General features: G+C 36.6%; 17 protein-coding genes. 7 read left to right on the forward strand and 10 right to left on the reverse strand.

From position 1 onward, the window contains the following. Positions 1 to 185: 185 nt before the first annotated feature. Positions 186 to 1,121, reverse strand: coding sequence for a hypothetical protein (locus K350_RS27320; protein WP_051312852.1), 936 nt, complete (start codon positions 1,119 to 1,121; stop codon positions 186 to 188). Between the two features lie 372 nt (positions 1,122 to 1,493). Here K350_RS27320 and K350_RS27325 point away from each other — a divergent pair, with 372 nt between their 5' ends. Beyond that, entirely contained in the window at positions 1,494 to 2,987 is a 1,494-nt protein-coding gene (locus K350_RS27325; RefSeq protein WP_037573920.1) for a dihydrolipoyl dehydrogenase family protein, read from the forward strand. Between the two features lie 80 nt (positions 2,988 to 3,067). Here K350_RS27325 and K350_RS0104040 read toward each other — a convergent pair whose 3' ends face one another. Then, positions 3,068 to 3,508 (reverse strand): OsmC family protein, encoded by a 441-nt coding sequence (locus K350_RS0104040; protein WP_028978802.1) that lies wholly within the window; start codon positions 3,506 to 3,508, stop codon positions 3,068 to 3,070. A gap of 154 nt (positions 3,509 to 3,662) precedes the next feature. Between K350_RS0104040 and K350_RS0104045 the strand changes: the two genes are divergently transcribed. After that, positions 3,663 to 4,298, forward strand: a complete 636-nt coding sequence (locus tag K350_RS0104045; RefSeq protein WP_028978803.1) for a peroxiredoxin — start codon at positions 3,663 to 3,665, stop codon at positions 4,296 to 4,298. Between the two features lie 142 nt (positions 4,299 to 4,440). Here K350_RS0104045 and K350_RS0104050 read toward each other — a convergent pair whose 3' ends face one another. From K350_RS0104050 to K350_RS0104065, 4 genes are all read right to left on the reverse strand, one after another. After that, positions 4,441 to 5,076: an OmpH/Skp family outer membrane protein gene (locus K350_RS0104050; RefSeq protein ID WP_028978804.1), complete on the reverse strand. Its 636-nt coding sequence runs from the start codon at positions 5,074 to 5,076 to the stop codon at positions 4,441 to 4,443. A 136-nt stretch (positions 5,077 to 5,212) separates the two neighbouring features. Then, entirely contained in the window at positions 5,213 to 5,668 is a 456-nt protein-coding gene (locus K350_RS0104055; protein ID WP_156026921.1) for a hypothetical protein, read from the reverse strand. A gap of 139 nt (positions 5,669 to 5,807) precedes the next feature. After that, entirely contained in the window at positions 5,808 to 6,032 is a 225-nt protein-coding gene (locus K350_RS0104060) for a hypothetical protein (RefSeq protein WP_028978806.1), read from the reverse strand. Positions 6,033 to 6,197: 165 nt separating this feature from the next. Then, positions 6,198 to 7,202 carry an aldo/keto reductase gene (locus tag K350_RS0104065; RefSeq protein ID WP_028978807.1) on the reverse strand — a complete coding sequence of 335 codons (1,005 nt, stop codon included), beginning with the start codon at positions 7,200 to 7,202 and terminating at the stop codon, positions 6,198 to 6,200. 306 nt (positions 7,203 to 7,508) lie between these two features. Between K350_RS0104065 and K350_RS0104070 the strand changes: the two genes are divergently transcribed. Further along, positions 7,509 to 8,270, forward strand: a complete 762-nt coding sequence (locus K350_RS0104070; RefSeq protein WP_037573923.1) for an inositol monophosphatase family protein — start codon at positions 7,509 to 7,511, stop codon at positions 8,268 to 8,270. A 76-nt stretch (positions 8,271 to 8,346) separates the two neighbouring features. On the opposite strand, the gene K350_RS30750 is transcribed toward K350_RS0104070, so the two are convergent. From K350_RS30750 to K350_RS0104090, 4 genes are all read right to left on the reverse strand, one after another. Then, positions 8,347 to 8,733: a DUF6941 family protein gene (locus K350_RS30750; protein WP_051312853.1), complete on the reverse strand. Its 387-nt coding sequence runs from the start codon at positions 8,731 to 8,733 to the stop codon at positions 8,347 to 8,349. Positions 8,734 to 8,742: 9 nt separating this feature from the next. Then, entirely contained in the window at positions 8,743 to 9,120 is a 378-nt protein-coding gene (locus K350_RS0104080; RefSeq protein WP_028978809.1) for a hypothetical protein, read from the reverse strand. Between the two features lie 94 nt (positions 9,121 to 9,214). Next, positions 9,215 to 12,829 (reverse strand): PAS domain-containing protein, encoded by a 3,615-nt coding sequence (locus K350_RS30755; RefSeq protein WP_051312854.1) that lies wholly within the window; start codon positions 12,827 to 12,829, stop codon positions 9,215 to 9,217. Positions 12,830 to 12,841: 12 nt separating this feature from the next. After that, the gene (locus tag K350_RS0104090; protein ID WP_081670886.1) at positions 12,842 to 13,468 is read right to left on the reverse strand and encodes a TOL_0243 family YfiR-like periplasmic protein; all 627 of its coding nucleotides are present in this window, start codon (positions 13,466 to 13,468) and stop codon (positions 12,842 to 12,844) included. A gap of 208 nt (positions 13,469 to 13,676) precedes the next feature. Between K350_RS0104090 and K350_RS0104100 the strand changes: the two genes are divergently transcribed. From K350_RS0104100 to K350_RS0104115, 4 genes are all read left to right on the forward strand, one after another. Continuing rightward, positions 13,677 to 16,331, forward strand: a complete 2,655-nt coding sequence (locus K350_RS0104100; RefSeq protein ID WP_028978811.1) for a TonB-dependent receptor plug domain-containing protein — start codon at positions 13,677 to 13,679, stop codon at positions 16,329 to 16,331. Positions 16,332 to 16,369: 38 nt separating this feature from the next. Next, a complete protein-coding gene (msrA, locus tag K350_RS0104105) occupies positions 16,370 to 16,993 on the forward strand; it encodes a peptide-methionine (S)-S-oxide reductase MsrA (protein WP_028978812.1) in 624 nt (207 codons plus the stop codon). Between the two features lie 56 nt (positions 16,994 to 17,049). After that, complete coding sequence (locus K350_RS0104110; protein ID WP_028978813.1) at positions 17,050 to 17,541, forward strand: GNAT family N-acetyltransferase; 492 nt, start codon at positions 17,050 to 17,052, stop codon at positions 17,539 to 17,541. Between the two features lie 530 nt (positions 17,542 to 18,071). Continuing rightward, positions 18,072 to 19,853, forward strand: a complete 1,782-nt coding sequence (locus tag K350_RS0104115) for a malectin domain-containing carbohydrate-binding protein (protein WP_028978814.1) — start codon at positions 18,072 to 18,074, stop codon at positions 19,851 to 19,853.

Raw genomic sequence — 19,853 nt, forward strand, 5'->3', positions numbered from 1 at the left:
AAAATCATTTTACAGAGGCAACAGAGAAGATACAGAGAAAAAATTATTAAGGTTGAGCAAAACAATTTGATAACTTCACCAGCTTTTGCTATCTCTTATCAATATCAAAGAAGCATTTTAATGGATTTTATAAAATAAAAGGACCATACACAGTACAGTCCTTTTAATTAAAGATCGATAAAAAGTTATTTGATCTGGAGATCTGTTTCTCCGATTTTATGTCCGTCAGAATATAGTTCAATAGTATAGTTACCTACTTTATAATTACTTCCTTTCAGATAATAAAAAGTCACTGTCTGATTTGTATTATCGAAATGAATAGTTTGATTTTCTGTAAAAGCCAGATCTTTGCCCTCTGCTTTAAAAAATCCACCACCGGTAGAAAGATCGAAAAGCACAGCTCCACTTGGTTCTATAAGGCGCATGGTCAAATTCTTTTTGTCTTTCCTGGCGACGATGTTATCAGCCAGAACGAAAGTGACTTTTAGTTTATCAATGTTTTTTGCTTTGTACTGATCCTTAAAAAACTCTTTGCCTTTCGCATTTATGACAGACACCTTTATATTTTCAGCTTTCAGGACAGAAGCTGCTGCCACTTTTTCTTCTAGTTCCTCCCTGGTAACATGCAGATAATTCAGAGAATCTTTCATCTGAAGTGTTCTCTTTGTTAAGGTCTTCACATTGATCTTTAGAGAATCACGTTCGCGTTTGAGTGCTGTTATCTGATTATCCTCTTTAGTGAGTTCCAACTTAAGCCTGGCAATCATGTCTTTCATGTGACTAATTGCTTTGCCATTGCCTTTTCGTACTTCCGCCATGAACAGATTCAAAGACTCAATTTTTTTATTAAGGGAATCCTTAACCAGTCCAAGTTCCTCGCGCTCCATCCTGATTCTCTCATAAGCAAGGGCAAGCTCATCAAGTTCCTGGGTCTTTAAAGAAAGGCTTGTACTATCAGCTTCCATTTGCTGACTTCTCATCTCTAGCTCATCACTCAGCTGCATATTTGAATAAATCAACAAGCAGATCACGCCAATTAAAGCTACAATGACTAAAACAAGTATAGTTTTCGAATTATCCTTTTTCGGGCGCTGTCCACCAGTATTGCCAGTATTTTCCATAACAGTTTTTACCTAAATAAAACAAACTTTTGTCGCCCCTATTAATAATTTTATGGAGAAAACTAATGAATATTTTATTAATAATAAAATTTAATACTCTCCTCAGATCATTAACTTTCCTCTGATTTATAAATAATTATGTTACTCATAAATTATAGATAGAAAGCCAGGATCTCAATCAGGGTATTTAATTACATTAAATAAAATTCTTAAAATGTAAATATGTTTGAATAACACGCAGAGGAAATAATCTTGAAAAAAATCCAAATAAAGTTTTAATCGTTAGAAGAAACAATTTAATTAGGACATGATTTTAAAGGTAAGGTTTCAGGCACATGTTGAGAGAAGTCCCCTTTGAAGAAAATATTTTTTATGAATCGATTTGATATTTGTGTGATTGGAGGCGGCCCTGCCGGATACGCTGCTGCCATGAGGGCTTTGGACCTCAACAAAAGAGTACTTTTGGTTGAAAAGAGCAAAATCGGGGGAGCGGGAGTTTACAACGGTGCACTATCCTCCAAAACATTCTGGGAACTTTCCAGAGATGTATCTCTTGCAAGAAAGAGACTTCAAAAATATGCTTGTACTGAAATAAAAGTAGATTTCAAGGAAATCCTTAATGATGTTAAAGAAGCTATCTTTTTGAGAAAGGTACAGCTTGAAACACACATCCTTTTACTTCAAAGAAAGAAAAAAGACCTCTTTAGCTATACCAAGGCTGAAGCGAGACTTGTGTCTGCCAATGATGTACTCCTCAAAAAAAGTAATGGTGATGAGGAAATTATATCTGCAGACAATATTGTGCTTGCAACCGGAAGCAGGCCAAGAAAACTTGCTCATATACCTATTGATGAAAAAATAATAGTGACCAGCGATGGTATCGAATGCTTTACCGACTTTCCTGAAAGCATGGTAATTCTTGGCGCCGGAGTGATAGGTTGCGAATGGGCCACTATATTTTCAAACTTCGGGAGAACAAAAGTAAACCTGATTGACAAGGCTGACCGAATTCTTCCCTTTGAGGATGAGGATATCTCTTTAACCACTCAAACCAATCTTGAAGACAATGGGGTAACTATCCATAAAAATTCTCAGCTAGTAAGGATGGAGATAAAAGACGGAAGGGTTGAGTATGAATTAAAATACAAAGACGGTCACTCTGAAATACATAATGTTGAAAAAGCACTTGTATCAGTCGGCAGGATTCCTAATACTGAAAACCTTGGAGCTAAAGAAGTAGGGGTAGTAATCAATGATAACTGTACTGTTGTAAATGAAGATACAAGAACTACCGTTGCTAATATATATGCAGTGGGAGATCTCACTTCAGACTTTGCGCTTGCCAATGTAGGTGAGTTGGAGGGCAGGCATGCAGTAGAAAAAATGTTTGGGTTAAACCCAAAACCTTTGACTTATAAAAACATTTCAACCATTATGTTCCTGAATCCAGAAACAGCTGGCGTAGGAATGAACGAACAGGATGCCAGAAGCAAAGGAATACCTTACAGAGTCGTCAGCATAGACTATAGTCTGATTCCAAGGGCCATAGCTATGAGAAACACAAACGGCTTCTTTAAAATACTTGTAACCAATGATGACGAGATGAAAATTCTCGGAATGCGAGCAGTAGGAGTTCATGCATCCAGCGCCATTCAGGCAGTGGCACTTTTAATATCCATGGACAAAGGGATTGAAGAACTCGCGGAACTTATACATCCTCATCCTTCCATTATAGAAGGTATACAAGAATGCGTGAGAATGCTTAAGGGTAAATCAGTACTTAAACCCGAGATCTTCAAAGATATGCTTAAGTGCAGAGGCTGTAATGAGCAAGGAGAATATTTCGAGCTGGTTCAGCAACGATAATATTAACAAAAAAATAATATCACATTAATAAAAAGAGAGGGCGGAATAAAGGTTATTGCCCTCTCTTTTCATTTAAACAATTAAGCTGAAACTCCTGACTTCAGTTTTGCATTCAAGACGAAAGTAACGCCTGTAAGTGCCTTGGAAACAGGGCAGCCTTTTTTAGTATCTTCCGCAAATTTCAAAAATTCACTTTCAGAAATTCCAGGAACTTCGGCTTCACAGTTGATCTCAATAGTTGTGATGCTAAAACCATCTCCAACCTTTTCAAGCTTCACCTTATCTTCCACACTCACCTTTACAGGTGTAAATCCTGCAGAAGCAAGACCATGGCTAAGTGCCATTGCAAAGCATGAAGCATGAGCAGCTCCTAGAAGCTCCTCAGGGTTGGTACCCTTTTCATTTTCAAAACGACGGGCAAAGTTGTATGTAGCGTCTTTAACCAGGCCACTTTCTGTATTGATGGAACCAGTTCCTGATTTCAAATCGCCTTTCCAGGCAGCATTGGCAGTACGTATCATAATTGGATTTTTTAGGTTAAAAATTTGTTTTAAAACTGATTGTGGAAATTATACAACTAAAATTCTAACCTGAATAATTTCATTTGGTTTGTCAGGTCAGAATTCTTTTATAAATTCATCGCAATTAACAAAAATAAATAAACCTATAAAATATATGTCATTACGTTTAGGAGACATCGCACCGGATTTTACAGCGGAAACAACTCAAGGAACCGTTAACTTTCATGAGTGGATAGGAAATAGCTGGACTATTTTATTTTCTCACCCGAAAGATTATACCCCTGTTTGTACTACTGAGCTTGGAGCCGTTGCTAAAATCAAAGGTGAATTCGATAAGAGAAATACAAAGGTAATTGCGGTAAGTGTAGACCCGCTTTCTGATCACAATGGCTGGATCAACGATATCAATGAAACCCAGAATACCAATGTTAATTTTCCATTAATTGCTGACCCTGACAGAAAGGTTGCAGTTCTTTATGATATGATCCACCCGAATGCCAGCGAAAATGTAACAGTTCGTTCTGTATTTATTATTGGACCAGACAAAAAAGTGAAACTAATCCTTACCTACCCAGCTAGTACAGGAAGGAATTTTGATGAGATCATTCGTGTTCTTGATTCACTTCAATTAACTGCAAACTATAGTGTAGCAACTCCTGCCAACTGGAGAGACGGACAAGATTGCATCATTGTTCCAGCTGTAAAAGATGAAGATATTCCTGCAAAATTCCCTAAAGGAGTTACAAGAATAAAGCCTTACCTGAGATATACTCCTCAGCCAAATAAATAAGGTTTGACCAATCATTCATAAAAAAAGCTTCTCAAAATTGAGAAGCTTTTTTTATGAATGACAAAAAGACCTCGTCCTAAATCTTCGTTTTGAGGAAAGTCAGGATGAGGCCTTTTGAATATACATTAAGCTTTCAGCTTTATTATTTCTTCTTATACTCTCTGTTCAAACCTTCAACAAGTTCTTTAGTAATATCCAGACTATCTGCACCAAAAACTACGCCTGGCAGACCTTTCTGATAAGTAAGGATATAGTCAAAGTTATTTTCCTTTGAAAGCTTGTTGAAATACCCATAAAGCTTATCCATTAATTGTTTGTTCAACTCCTGCTGCTGAATGGCAAATTGCTCTGATCTGTTTTCTTTAAGTGCCATTAACTCCTGTTGAGCAGTTGTTAATTCCCTTTCTTTTGCCTCTCTGTGCTGCTCTGTCATTGCTCCGGCATTTTTCTGATAGAACTCATAATCTTCCTGAAGCTTCTGTTCTTTTTTCATCAACTCATTTTCGATACCTCTGGCTCTTGCTTCCATATCTCTCTGAATCTTTTTAAAGAATTCGTATTTGGTAGTTAGAGAATCATAGTTAAAGAAAACTATCTTTCTGGCGTTGGGCACTTTCGGCATTTCTATATTTGCTATACTCACTGTATCTTCTGTTTTTCCCTCAGAAGTTGCAGCTACTGAACTTGGCTGCTTAAAATGAAAGTAAAAAAGTACAGCAACCGCCACAACCAATAATCCATTAAGTATAAGAGAAATTTTAACCAGGTTATTATTCATTATTTTATTCTTTAATTATTTCTAAATCTTTAAAAACTAATTCCACTTATACAATATTCGCTATTATTTTATTAATAAAAAAAGCTTCCCTCTAAATTGAAGGAAGCTTAGTTTATGCTGCATAACTTTCAATCCATTACCCTTCCTGGACTTGCCAGTTGTATTCTTTTCCGTCAAAGATGATTACAGCCGGACTCTTTTCCATAAAGTTTACTTCTATACCAGTCCTGATTCTATCATTCCTGCGAATAGTAACATCATTGATAATTTTCCAGGATTCCATTTTCACAAAATCGTTCCCACCATCTCCAAAGGAATTACCAGCACCCAAAATATATACATTCGGGTCATTCTGATGAAGAATAATAATACCTTTTTTTCCGGTTTGCTTTTCAACTACCAGGATTGCGATATCAGTACTCATATCGCCATTGAGATCGGATTCCAGAAAAGAAGGGCGCAGGTAGTCTGCAAGTTCAAATTTATCTTTCAAGCCTTTTCGTTCAAAATCTTTTCTGGCCCATTCAGGAATTTGAGATGCAAAACTTAACACACTCAAAAACAGGCAACATATAGTCATCAGAATTTTCATAATACTAGGAATTTGTAATACTTCTTTTACTATTTCCAGACTAAAGAGGTTTTAAATCGTTTATTTTTTTATTTAACATCACAAAAAAATCCTGCTGAAAGAGCAGGATTCACAATATTTTAAAGTAGCTATTCTTTATCTACACATATTTATCTTCCGAAATAAAATCGATATCATCAATCGGCACTTCTCTTGTCAGAGAGTTTGAAAGAATCGTAAGCACCTTTTTAGTCCCATTGTAAATAGATTCAAGTTTGCCACGGATTTGCTTTCCGTACATTCTGAAAGTAGGAGAATTTGTTCTGATACACAACAAAACATCCTTTTCAAATAGCTCCTCTGTTAATTTTTTAAAGTCTAACATAAGGCTGGTGGTTTTTTATAATTTAACCCAGATAAAAAATAATTTGTTTAATAACTCTTCGGCTTACAGGTATGTAAAATTGGAAAAAATCAATTCATAAACAATGAATTACACTTATTTAATTTAAAGAGGTTGCATATTTACTATAAAATAAACTTATACACATTATTTCCTCACTTCTCTCTCCTTTCTGATAGGAGGAGCCATAAATTCAGGTCCAACAGGATCCTTTACAGTTTCTTTGATTATACCATCGATCCTTTTAAAATCCTCACTGGTAATTTTCCATCCGGAGATGTTTTTATAAATGCTTAATTGGTCGGGAGTTCTCGCTCCAAGAAGAGCTATTGAAACACCATTCTGAAGTATCCATTTTATCGCCAGCTCCGCAGCGGTTTTCCCGTAACACTCTTCCGCAAACTGGTTTAATTTTGTTACTGCATCCAAATACTGGCGAAATCTAGGTTCTCTGAATTTTGGATCCGCCTTTCTAAGATCGTCGCCCTTAAATGCAGACTTGATATTTAGTTTTCCGGAAAGCAGACCTCTACAGATAGCTCCATAAGTCATAAGGAAAATATTGTTTTCAAGGCAATAAGGCAGCTCTTCTTTTTCTATATCCCTTTCAAAAATATTATAAGGGGGTTGTGAAAAATGAATCGGCGAATGACTGCCAAATTCCAGCATTTGGTCAGTGTTAAAATTACTTACTCCAACGGATAGAATCTTTCCGCTTTTAAAAAGATCATACATAGCCTCCCCTGTTTCTTCAAGTGACACCAGAGAATCTGGCCAATGAACATAATAAATGTCAATATAATCTGTCCGAAGTCGTTTCAATGAATCTCCAACTTCCTTGTTTATCCTTTCTCTGGATGCATTTCTGAAAACTTTTCCTTCTTTCCATTCCAGGCCGCACTTGGTAGAAATAACGATTTCACTTCTGTTATTTATTTTTTTAAGTGCCTTACCAACCACCTCTTCCGAAAAGCCAAACCCATATACTGGAGCAGTATCAATGAGGTTTACCCCTAAATCTACCGCCTTCACTATAGTATCTATAGATTCCTGTTCAATTGAGCCACCCCACATCCATCCTCCCATAGCCCAGGTTCCTAATCCAATGCGTGAAACAGCTTTATTAATAACAGGCAGGTAAGTGCTTTCCATATTTCTTGAATGTCTATTCACCTAAAAATCAAAAGTTCACAAAATTGTTTGAGGCAACCTTTTTGATAACATGAAAAAAAGACAAAATAGAGAAGACCTAGTTTATCCTTTATTTAACAAAGACTTCAAAGATTTTATTTGGCAAAAATGAATTTGTATTTACCTTTAACTGGGATTAATCGAAAAAATTTGTTGATCTAAATCAAAGCATTGGAGTTGATAGAAAACGATTGATTATAATGATAACAGGATTTTTCAACGGCAAATAATTAATTGAGTTAATTGAACAAATAAATTGAAAAAACTATGGACTTTCCTACTTTCAGGGACTTTGTAATAAGATTTACCGGGCAAAGCAGAATGATTGCGAGGAAATATTTTCGCACCCGCCTGGATGTTTTGAGCAAAGAGGACTTGTCTCCTGTTACAATCGCAGACAGGGAAATTGAAGAACTTTTCAGAAATGAAGTATTAAGAAAATTTCCAGGGCATGGGGTTTTCGGAGAAGAATTTGGTGAAATAAAAGGCACTTCTCCATATTATTGGGTAATCGATCCCATCGATGGTACAAAAAGCTTTATCCACGGAGCTCCTCTGTTTTGCACGTTAATCGCATTAATGAAAGATGATGAGCCTGTTTTCGGAGCCATTCACAATCCTATTCTGGACGATCTTGTATTAGGAGACGGAACCTCTGCCTATCATAATGGAACAAAAGTAACCCTGAGACCTTGCAGTTCACTGAGTGAAGCCACATTACTTACCACAGATCCTCTTGGACCTGAAAAATACAGGGAGCCCAAAGGGTTTGACAATTTAGCCAAAGCATGTAAGCTATACAGAACGTGGGGAGATGCTTATGGATATTTTCTTGTTGCTACAGGATTTGCTGATATTATGATAGACCCCAAAATGTCTAAGTGGGATATCATGGCATTGATTCCTGTAATCAAAGGAGCTGGAGGAACAATTACTGATTACTATGGTGGAGATCCTGTCAAAGGAGACAGCATTGTGGTCTCCAATCCTGCAATTCATAATGAGATTTTAAATTATTTAAAATCTTAACAGGTTCTAAAAATCAAATATGATCACCACTTTTGGAAAAACATTTTAAATTAGATATCCAAGCGTGGTGATCTATTTACTGTTTAATAACATTTATTGGAAGACCTTTCTGCCATTCGTTATCAATGTAAAGTTCAATAGCATACCTTCCTGCTTTTTTAAATTCCAGGTTCCCGAGATTTATGGCAAAGTTTATTGTTGAATAATTTGCTACGCTTTTAGATACATCAATATTCCCTTCAATAGACGGATATAATTCAATCCCATCATCATCGATCAGCTTTATTTTAAAGTCATGTACACCGGATTCTTTTTCACTAAACCTTAACCTTCCGGCCAGAGAGCAAGCAGCATGAGTAAACGGATATGTGGCAGAACTTATGCTATCAAAGGTTCCAACTATTACTAACTTACCATTAAAATCCTGTGCATGATCGCAGAGGGTAAAAATTTCTATTTCCATAATATTCTATTAAATAAACCCTTTAAGCCAATGACCCAAGTCTGCAATGACATCCTTATGATACCAAAGCTGGGCAAATGCTATAAACATAAAAAACATTGCCAGAGAATAACCAAGCAATAGTCCTGAAGTTCCTCCTCCACTTGCTTTCTTCGAACTCTTGATATAATTTTTGGATGCCGACTGGATATACTTATCCAGAAAATGAAATACGGGATAAAATACCGCTATTGCAAGAATCATTGAAAGAAGTACAGAAACATATTTACCATGGCCTTCTTTCCAATGGTCAATATAATTATGCGCAACTGCCTGAATCAGTTCTGCAAATAGTATAGCAAGTGAGAATACTGCAAAATTATTCAATTTCCTTTTAAACTGTGACATGCCCGTATTTTTTTGACAGGGCATTAAAATAGAAAAAAATTATTAAAGTCCAAAATTATCTAATTTAGATCCTAAAGCATAATACTAAAAAGTGTCAGGAGCTATGTTTCAACTCCTCTATCCGATTACGCAGAGGCTCTAAAACACTTGTAATTATTTCATTCAACTCTGCAAAATGAGACACTATGATCTGCATATTACCGGCATTGCGGCTATTTTCTTCGATAGCAGTTGTCAGCTCTTTAGCTCTTTCCATCTGAACAGGAATTATTATGTTCTTTAGCTTATGCGCATTAGTTTTGATTGCTGCATAATCTTTGGCCTGGATAGCATCTTTTAGACTCCTGAGCTTATCAGGCGCTTCTTCCAATATAAGATTTACCATTTTAATGATAAATTCTGTATCTCCTTCTGAAGTTTCCTCAAGAAAGCTTAAGCTGAATAAGTTTGAACTAGTATCCATAAACGCCTTAGAATTAGAATCAATATTATAAGAATCGATAAGTCTGTAAATAGTTTGCAATAAATTTTCTTTATCAAATGGTTTGGTAATATATGCATCCATCCCTTTCTTTCGGTACCGTTCCTCTTCAGACTTGGAAACAACAGCAGTAAGCGCTACAATCGGAATTTTGCTCTTAACCGGATCCTTCAATCTTCTTATTTCTTCAGTTGCCTGACATCCATCCATTAAGGGCATTTGGACATCCATCAATATGATATCGTACTTATTAAGCTTTACTTTCTCTACAGCTTCAATGCCATTATTGGCAATATCCACGGAATGTGCGGTTTTCTGGAAAACCTTCAATATTAAATTCTGATTCAGAACTGTATCTTCAGCAAGTAATATTTTCAAGGGCTTTATATCCTGAGATAAATTCTTCATTCCGCTTTCTGGAGCTGCGATACCAACTCCTTTGGAATCTATAGATTTTTTGAACTTCAATTTGAAAGAAAACACAGACCCTTTTCCAGGTTCGCTTTTTACCATAAGAGATCCCCCTTGCAGCTCTATCAGGTGACGGGAAATAGTTAGACCAAGCCCAGTTCCGCCATATCTTCTGGTTGTATCGGCTTCTGCCTGAGTGAAGCGTTCAAATATTCTGGCAAGCTTATCTTTTGGAATCCCAATTCCAGTATCCTCTACTTCAAACAGACAATTGAAATAATCTCCTTTCACATCAAGTAAATGCGTTATTACCTTTATCTCTCCCTTTTCAGTAAACTTTACTGCATTACCAATCAGGTTAAGTAAAATCTGACTTAAACGAGCTCCATCTCCTAGTAATCCAGTGGGAATGGTGGGGTCATGATAAAATATTATTTTAAGATTTTTCTCCTTTACTTTCTGTTCAAACAGTTCAATGACCGAGCGGATGATTGCAGCAACGTTGATTTCACTTTCAATAAATTCAACCTTACCTGCTTCTATTTTTGAAAGGTCAAGGATATCATTAATAATTACCAATAAGTTACGGCCAGCAAAATCAATAGAGGTAACAATTTCCTTTTGCTCATCACTAAGGTCAGTTTCCTTGAGCAATTGCTGAAAACCAATTATAGCATTTAAGGGCGTTCTGATTTCATGGCTCATACTGGCAAGAAAGACATCCTTAGCTGCATTTGATTGCTCAGCAGCATTTTTTGCGTGCGCCAATTCATCATTCAATTCATGCAGCTCTTTTTCTGCTTTTAGCCTTTCAAAGTTTTCTATTGCCAAAGCAACAATTCCGGCTATTGAAGAAGAAAAGACCTGAACTTCATAAGACCAATTTCTTTTATCTCCAATATGTTCAAAACATAACATTCCTGAGATCTTACCACCAAGTCTTATTGCTACATCGAGTGTAGAAGTAATGCCCAAAGGTTTAAAATAAATTTCTGCAAGTTCGGCAGTTCTAGGATCCGTGAGGGCGTCGTGAGCGTCTATGGTGTGAAAATTCTCTAACGCTTTAAAGTAAATGGAATTGGGAGACTTTTTAATTGGCTTGCCACTTACAGTATCATTCTCACTTTTACGATAAATAATCTTAGGATAAATCTCTTCTTTATCTTTAGTAAAAAACCATATACCGCACCTTTCAACATCAATAACTTCTGCGCATTTAACTAGGATAGCTTTAAGCTTTTCATCCAAAGGGAGGTCAATTTCCATGCTCGTAAGATTCAGAAGCGTCTCCTGAAACTTTATCATCTGAGTCACTCGCATTTTGTCTGCCTCTTCCATAGCCTTTCGGTCGGAGATCTCTGTTGCTATACCACAAAGTCCGTATATTTTCCCTTCATTATCTTTTAGTGGATATTTAATACTAATAAAAGTTTGAGGGTTTCCTCCTCTCAAAAGTTCTTCTTCAAAAGAAACATCTCGTCCAACTCTGAAGACTTCCTCGTCGTGCTCATGCAGGGGCAAAGCCTCTTCTCTCGAAAGAAAATCAAAATCTGTATTTCCTATTACCCTTTCCTTTTCAATTTTATATACCTGTTCAAAATTTTTATTGACGAATATATACCTGCCTTCTAAATCTTTTGCAAAAATACAAGCGGAAGAATAATCGATCATATCCTGCAACTGTTGTCTTGCTGTATCAAGGTCCAACTGTATCTGTTTACGTTGTGTAATATCTCTAACAACTGTAACCGCTCCAATTACTATATTATTCCTGTCCCTTAATGGTCTTGCCGTAATGCTTATATATGTAATTACATTTTCACCCGTCTTTAGCAGCAATTCCTGATTATTAAACTCTTCACCTTGCACTGCTTTATAAAAAGGTGAATTATAGTAACTAAGAGGTATAGTTTCTCCAGGCAAAAACATCTTATAGTTTGTGCCAAGAGCAACTTTGGGATGAGCAACAAGTAGTCCGCCATGTTTTTTTTCAAAGGCGGGATTCCATAGCATAAAGTTAAGGTCGTTGTCAACTACCAGCACTCCATCTCCCATGCTATTAAGAATTGAATTTAAAAGATAATTATTTTCCAACAGCTCTTTATCTCTTCTTTCTATCTGACTAAGCATTTCGTTAAATACCAGAGACAAAGTACCAATTTCATCTTTGCCTTCTACATGGGCATGGTTTCCATAGCTTCCTTCCTTGCTTACTTTATCCATTACTGAAACTAGTCTTAGAAGCGGAGATGATATATACTTTTGTAAAAACAAAGCTATAAGATATGCCAGCAACATTCCAATCCCCATTAAGATTGCAGCTATCTGAATTTTTCTTTTTACTACAGCATCGAGCTGAGCTAATTCAGCCCTGATACAAACCATTCCTATCCTCTCTCCATTGTCCCGTTGAATTTCATGATAGATATACAGATAACCTTCCACAAACTCAACTGAGGGATTACCATCAGGAGTAAAGTTTATTTCTTTGACACCTTTTTGGGAATACGAGGCAAACACCTTATTGTCTTTATCAAGAATCTGAGCGTTCAAAACATCATTAACAACTACAAGGTCTGACAGAATTGAATTGGCAGCTTCGTTATCAATAAACTCAAGGGCAGAAATACTACTTGAGGCTATTAACTGTGCCATTGAATTGAGGCTATTTACCTTATTTTCTTTATATTCTCTGACATCAGCAATTACAAATGCAGCACAGCATAGAGCAAGTACAATAAGACAAGTAAAAAACTGAAGAAAAATCAGTTTGTTTCTTATGGATAAATCTCTAATTTTTGGCAAATGAAAAGCCATATTTTCTTTCCTTTACTTACCTATCACAACAGCATGTTGCAATAATTGTGAACTCACTGCTAGTCCGGCCTTTTCCACAGCCTCCAGATTTACTTCAAACCTTATTTTACTTTCCGAAAGAAAAAAATTTATACATGAACCCCTTTCTCCGTAACCATCTCTTTCTGTAACAATAAGAGTTTCCTTGCCATTAAATTTGTGTAATATTGTTTGCAAAGGTACCGAGCTCTCCCTCGATACAAACAATATCTGACATCCATCAATTTCATTCAGGTTATCATATTCTTCCACATCAATCTTTCTATTGCCAACTTCCGCATTTTCAGCTATATCAATGAGATTAGCAGTAAGAGGAGTATCGCCCAGAATTGCGATTTTAAAATCTTCGTCCTTTGGCATTCCCTCCCACTCCACATACTCTGTAAAACGATATATGAATGCAGCCTTTAAAGAGTATTCTCCTTCTTGAACTATATCACTAACTTCATTGTAACTTTTCATCCATCTTTCATGGTGAACATTTATAATAAACCCGGAGCAACAGAACACCGCCAGCACCAACTGAATCATTAAAAATTTAGGAGTCCGTTTTTCATCTGTCGGCATTTCACAACTAAGCGATGACTGATCGTTTATCATTTAAAATTGATTCCCGGTTAAAACTTTCCGGCATGCTACATATTCTTAATTATACAAACTCACCAATCTGAACTTCAGGGTAAAACAGGGTTTCAATGTTAATGTTTTGTATTACTTTATCATTCTTTACATTATACTTAACTATCATTTCCCAAGGCATAACAAATTCATATTAACAAGGTTAAGTTCCATTATAATTTGACCTTCAATGGCAGCAAAGAACCTGTATTGTCTTATAAAATTTGTCTTAATACTATTCTTTATTCAGACATCAGATTTAATTGCTCAAAAACCTTCTTCAAAAGATACTTTACAGTCTTCGTCAGAAAAAAAATCTGCAGACAGAAAACAAAAATCAAAAAAACGAGAACCGGTATTTAATGATACCAGCACTACCAATAAGAATCTATGGAATCTTTCCCTGGATGAATTGATGGATACCAAGGTTGCATCAGGATCCTTTCTTGAACTTGACATGAGAAACTCAGCATTCAGTCTTTCCATAATATCCAGGGAGGAAATAGAACTTTCAGGAGCCCGACACCTTAGTGAGTTACTTGAAGTATATGTTCCGGGATTTCAGTATATGTATAGTAAATGGTATGGAATAATATGGGGAATGAGAGGTGTTGCAGCAGACAGAAATTCAAAGTTCATATTCCTTATAAACGGACGGAAGATGAATACAGAAGCACGGGATGGTGCCAACATGGAACTGGATCTTGGAATGCTCGGAGACATTGAGAGAGTGGAAGTGATCAGAGGCCCATCCGGACTTATTTATGGTTCAGGCGCAATATCGGGAATCATAAACATGGTAACCAGAAAATATAAGCGCGATGAATTCATAGCTTCCACAACTCAGGGAACCTGGAGCGGAGACACTTACTTTCACCAATATGAGGCATGGCTAGGCAAATCCTTATTAGGCAAAAAAGATGCATCCATAGTTATATCAGGTGGCTATAGAGTGAGTGATGGAATCGGGCAAGAAAGAGCACGACTATATGGAAGACCCAGTTTCCCCTATCCTCAGTTCCTTGACAATCCGCCTCCCGATGGGGTACCAGCCTCAGGAAGTCCATGGTCTACTCCTGGCAACGCCAGATTCAGTGTTGATTTTAACTACAAAAGATTTCGGTTCTACAGTCGATATACACATCAAGTTACGAACGCTTCCGGGTTCTTTATAGTTGATCCATGGCCTGATTTTATAGGAATAGACTCCCTTGCTCCGGATAGAATAGTTGATGGAAAGTTTGAGAATATAAATGGTTGGTATGGGAATATCGAACCAGGAAATGTAAACAGAAGACAATATGTAGTAAACAACGTAACCAATCAGCTCACATACACTATCCCAACCAAACATGACAATACTGTAACGCTTTATGGAGGCCTTGATCTAAATACAGATAGAATTCAACTGGAAGAACTCAAAGGCTATACATCATTGGCTCCTTCAGAAAGGCATGTTTCAATTCTGGAAACTTTTGGTGAAAGAAGGTATAGTCTCGGCGGTCTTTATCTTATGAAAAACGTTCCAAGGCTGCAATGGGCAACGGGATATGAATTTCGATTATTTGATATAGGAAAGGATATGTCTGGCAGAAACAGTCGTTATGAGATAAAAAGCCATCCGGTTGTGTCCAATGTTGTTTACATTAACAATGCAATTTTTTCAGAAGGCAAATATAATCTTACTGAAAAAGTCGATGTTCTTGCAGGTTTAAGGTATGACATCCACACGAGAACCGCTTTTATTGGAGGTGTATTAACACCCAAAGTTGCCCTAATTTTAAAACCTGATAAGCAAAATGTAATAAAGGTCATTTATCAGACTTCTGCCAATAATGGCAGTGCGGATAATTATGAGTTTAACCGAAACAGCTTCAATGATTATGGACAACCTTACACAACCTATCATTATGAAAGGCCCTTTATGCGTCCTACACCTGGCACACCAATCATTCCTCCTGTATCTATTGAAGAGCTGCATAAGCTAAAACCGGAACGTTCCGCGTCCTTTGAAATAACCTCTATGCATACATTAGGAGATGATAGAATCAACATTAAACCTTCGGTGTCTTACAATACTGTCCGGGATCTTCTTTTATGGAATCAGAAATTATTCAGAATTGTGAATGCAGGGTATTACCATTTTGTGAACCTTGAGCTGGACTTTGCATATAAAACAAATAAAGTTTCAATTGGAGCAAACCATGTATATTCCCGGGTTGTCAGAACCAATGTAATGGAGCAGTACAAATATTTTGATCTGGCAGTATTTGAGGGTTTTGACTCCGTCACTACTGACGGAAAGCTATATCAGTACGTTCCAAAACCAATAGAAAGCCAGGCCAATCCGGGAACTGACTCAGTGAAGCAAAACGCTATTAATGCTGTAAGAGACCAAATAACTGTAGACGGGAAAAATTTTCTCAATCTCAATACCAATATTACCAAGCTTTACCTGAATTACAAAGCTGCTTCATGGATAAGCATTCATACGGATTTCAGAATATTTTGGGGGCTTACAGGCAGGAAAGATGTTCATCAATTTGACACCACTAAGGTCAATAACCCCAACCTGAATGATTACTCTAAGGATTATGCATTCAATAATAAGTTTCCCTTTCTCGGGATTGAAGATCGATTGATGATTAAATGGGATGTCGGGATAAATATTCGACCTGGTAAAAATATACTTATAGCATTCTATGGTTATGATCTGCTTGCCTGGGTCAACAAACTACAAACTTTGCGCTGGCAACAAAGCGCAGACATCAAAGAACAGACAGATCTTTATAGTGTGGATTATTCATTCTTTTCATTCAGATTAGATTATAAGTTTGGTTTGTAAAACAGACGGATCAAAATCAGGCTTTTCCAATATATAAAATGAAAGTAACGATATATACATCTATCACAATCCTAGCGTTATTAAGCTTCTTCAGATATAGCAATTTAAAAACCACTAAACCTATACATGAAGCAAAAACAGATACAGCTACCTTTGCTGGAGGTTGCTTTTGGGCGACTGAAGCGGCATTTGAACAAATCAAAGGTGTGCAAAATGTGGTTTCAGGATATTGCGGAGGTAATAGGTCTGATGCCACTTATGAAAAAATCGAAACGGGAAAAACAGGGCATGCTGAATCGGTACAGGTCTATTATGATCCTTCAATAATATCTTACGACAAGTTGCTCGACATCTTCTTTACAGCCCATGATCCCACAGAGCTTAATCGCCAGGGACCTGACATAGGGCCCCAATACCGTTCTGAAATTTTTTATTCAAACCTCTCACAGAAAAAACAGGCAGAAGAGAAAATCAAATACCTTAATAAAACAAAGTATAATCAAAAAATTATCACACAAATTGCCCCATTAACTAAGTTTTATGAAGCTGAGCCTTACCATCAGAATTATGTGCAGCAACATCCCGATGAAGCCTATATAAAAAACGTTTCCTTGCCTAAAATCAATAAAGTAAAAAAAGACTTTAGCGAAGACTTGAAATAACCTTTGAGATTAGCAAAGCAACCGATAGATTTGTTAATATTTAACCATACAAATCTATGATAGATAATTTACATCTCTTACATGCTGATCTTTCTGACAGCGATCAATTTGAAGATTTCTGGCTGCTTTTGAATGAATATGCTAAAGATATAATGGGAGGAGGAGCAACATTACCGGTAGAAAGGAAAGAACAACTTAGAATGCAATTGCCAAATGTCAAAGATTCCTATGTTCTGATTGCTTATTTGGACGGTCAGCCTGTTGGTCTTGCAAACTGTTTTGTAAGCTTTTCAACTTTTAATGCTGCGCCACTTCTCAATATCCATGATTTTGTAGTTAGAGAGAACTTCAGAAATAAAGGTATTGCCAGTGCCATGCTTAATCAAATTGAAAAATATTCAAGAGAAAAAAAATATTGCAAGCTTACACTGGAAGTGCTTGAAGGCAATAACAAAGCCCGACGTCTATACAACGCTTTTGGCTTTGCCTCATATGAACTTGATCCGGTTATGGGAAAGGCTCTTTTTCTTGATAAGAAATTAAACTAATGGTTTATAGAGCTATCAGAATAAATTAATCACAAGCTTTTATTTGAGACAGTAAATAATTATCTTGTATTATCTTCAGATTTGCCGTTGCAAAAATATCTTAATTATATATCAGGATATTTTATTTCATTCATATACCTTCCTCAATCAGAATAACATAATGGGCGACTCATTGAATTAAACTGGTTGGAACCTGAGAGAATTGCGGACCGCCTCGCCATCCTGCCAGGACCTCCACCAGTTTATTAATCCTTTTCCGCTCCAGGTTTACTATCCATTTAAAAATTAAAGCCAGCCCTTAATTATCCTAACTTCATCGAAAAATCCAATAACCATATTATAATTCAGCCTAATTGAAGTAAATTCACGTATACACACAAATTATACAAGGACAGGGGACAGTCCAATATTTTTCCTAATTTTAGTAAATGTGTTTTCTCTGCGTTGACAGGCAGAGATCATTGGAATCGATAAGATTGATTCAATACTGGAAATATCTATATATATTTATATTAATACTTAATAAACCTATGAATAAAAGGGCACTAGGGCTTGTTATTGTATTCCTGCTATTTCTTTCCCAGGTAAGAGGGCAAATCTTTGACCAGGTCGGAGAAAACGATGCATTACAATGTTCACAAGAATTTAACTTCAATAAAGATGGCGATGGCAATTTTTACAAAATTGTAAAGCTGGATAAAGATTCTGAAATTATTGACAGTATTTATCTTTTAAAAATAAGACCTAGCGGGGACACCGCCTGGAAGGTAAGAACCACTGCACATAGCACTTGGCAACTAGCTGTGGGAAAGGACGGAAATTCATATATAGCAGCCACCGAGGATTTTTATCTCACTCCATTCTTTTCAAAATACAACAAAGACGGAATTCTTGTCTGGAAGAAATATGGGAAAGCCATGAATGACTATCCCGGTTTTATTTCTTTACTCCAGCTAAAGACAGATAGTATCGGTAATCTTTATGCAAGAGGAAGCCTTTCCGGAGGATTTACATTCGGTGAAACGCTTTCTATCAAAACCAAAACAGGGGAAATAGAACAGGAAAATGTATTCATATTAAAAATTGATTCTGACGGGAATTTCAAATGGGGCAAGATTCCACAAAGTGACTATAAAGGATACTCTGTACCTCTTGCTTCTTATCATATTGACAAATATCAGAATGTCTACTTTTATGCTGCATTTAGCACCCCAACCGATTTAGATGGACAGAAAATAATTCCAATAGCCAATGGCAAAGGCAGGTCATACTTTCTTGCAAAATATAATACTTCGGGTTTATTAAAATGGGTATCGATAGCAGGACCTGATTTTAACACTAATGAAATTGGTCAAATTTGCACCGATGACTCTAACAATGTTTTCATTAATGGGAAATTTGTAATGGAAGAAAACATCTCCGGAATATTCGGAGGAAATGTACTGGGGCCATTTAATACAGGAGGTGATGAGATATTAAGCTCCCATCCTTTCAGTGCAAGAATAAACCAATCAAGAAGCCCTGGGATTCTATACAGAATTAATTGCGGAGGACCAGAACTACAGGCATCACCAATCAATTGGCAGGAGGATACCCAAGACAAACCTTGTCAATACTTCTATTATACCACTGCCAACCACACAACAGGTACGTTTTATCAATGGAATAGGGAAAACAAAACGGATGCACCGAAAGATGTATTCGGTCCTCAAAGATATTTAATTGACTGGGGTACAAGACTTGAATATGATTTCCCTATAACTCCAGGATTGTACAGGATAAACTTATATTTTGCAGAAAAGCCAGAAGACCCAGGACATGCGATAGGTGCCAGAGTCTTTGATGTTCAGATAGGAGATCAGACGGTACTTGAAAACTTTGATATATATGCTACCAGCGGACTTAATGCCAACAAGCAAAGCGTGCTTCTGTATGTAGAATCTTCTATGCTTGAGGTAAAATTCAAGCGCAAAGTTGGGAATCCTCAAATTAATGGTATTGAGATTGCTACTCTTAATTTTGAAGGTTCAATCCTATCTTCGGTTGATAATCCCTCGAGCCAGATTAGTGAAGGTAAAGCAGGATATGTTTATACCATGAATGAATCCCTTTATATTAATACCAAAAACAATGATGAAGGATTTGTACCGGTAGAAATATGCGACTATACAGGGAGGACCTTTTATAGGCAAGAAGTTTTTGCGAAGAATGGTACCATTGAAATACCATACCAGTCGATGTATGCAAAACCTACCTGTGGATTATTCCTGGTTAAAGTTAATGGAAAGACATACAAATTTATAGGGCAATAA

Origin of the sequence: Sporocytophaga myxococcoides DSM 11118 (assembly GCF_000426725.1) — a bacterium.
Lineage (GTDB): Bacteria > Bacteroidota > Bacteroidia > Cytophagales > Cytophagaceae > Sporocytophaga > Sporocytophaga myxococcoides.

Coding starts and splice junctions, on each gene's coding strand:
- K350_RS0104065 (WP_028978807.1), bottom strand. CDS start 7,202: ATGGAAAGCACTTACCTGCCTGTTATTAATAAAGCTGTTTCACGCATT.
- K350_RS0104060 (WP_028978806.1), bottom strand. CDS start 6,032: ATGTTAGACTTTAAAAAATTAACAGAGGAGCTATTTGAAAAGGATGTT.
- K350_RS30750 (WP_051312853.1), bottom strand. CDS start 8,733: ATGGAAATAGAAATTTTTACCCTCTGCGATCATGCACAGGATTTTAAT.
- K350_RS0104045 (WP_028978803.1), top strand. CDS start 3,663: ATGTCATTACGTTTAGGAGACATCGCACCGGATTTTACAGCGGAAACA.
- K350_RS0104055 (WP_156026921.1), bottom strand. CDS start 5,668: ATGAAAATTCTGATGACTATATGTTGCCTGTTTTTGAGTGTGTTAAGT.
- K350_RS0104115 (WP_028978814.1), top strand. CDS start 18,072: ATGAATAAAAGGGCACTAGGGCTTGTTATTGTATTCCTGCTATTTCTT.
- K350_RS0104080 (WP_028978809.1), bottom strand. CDS start 9,120: ATGTCACAGTTTAAAAGGAAATTGAATAATTTTGCAGTATTCTCACTT.
- msrA (WP_028978812.1), top strand. CDS start 16,370: ATGAAAGTAACGATATATACATCTATCACAATCCTAGCGTTATTAAGC.
- K350_RS27320 (WP_051312852.1), bottom strand. CDS start 1,121: ATGGAAAATACTGGCAATACTGGTGGACAGCGCCCGAAAAAGGATAAT.
- K350_RS0104040 (WP_028978802.1), bottom strand. CDS start 3,508: ATGATACGTACTGCCAATGCTGCCTGGAAAGGCGATTTGAAATCAGGA.
- K350_RS0104090 (WP_081670886.1), bottom strand. CDS start 13,468: ATGATAAACGATCAGTCATCGCTTAGTTGTGAAATGCCGACAGATGAA.
- K350_RS0104110 (WP_028978813.1), top strand. CDS start 17,050: ATGATAGATAATTTACATCTCTTACATGCTGATCTTTCTGACAGCGAT.
- K350_RS0104050 (WP_028978804.1), bottom strand. CDS start 5,076: ATGAATAATAACCTGGTTAAAATTTCTCTTATACTTAATGGATTATTG.
- K350_RS27325 (WP_037573920.1), top strand. CDS start 1,494: ATGAATCGATTTGATATTTGTGTGATTGGAGGCGGCCCTGCCGGATAC.
- K350_RS0104100 (WP_028978811.1), top strand. CDS start 13,677: ATGGCAGCAAAGAACCTGTATTGTCTTATAAAATTTGTCTTAATACTA.
- K350_RS30755 (WP_051312854.1), bottom strand. CDS start 12,829: ATGGCTTTTCATTTGCCAAAAATTAGAGATTTATCCATAAGAAACAAA.
- K350_RS0104070 (WP_037573923.1), top strand. CDS start 7,509: ATGGACTTTCCTACTTTCAGGGACTTTGTAATAAGATTTACCGGGCAA.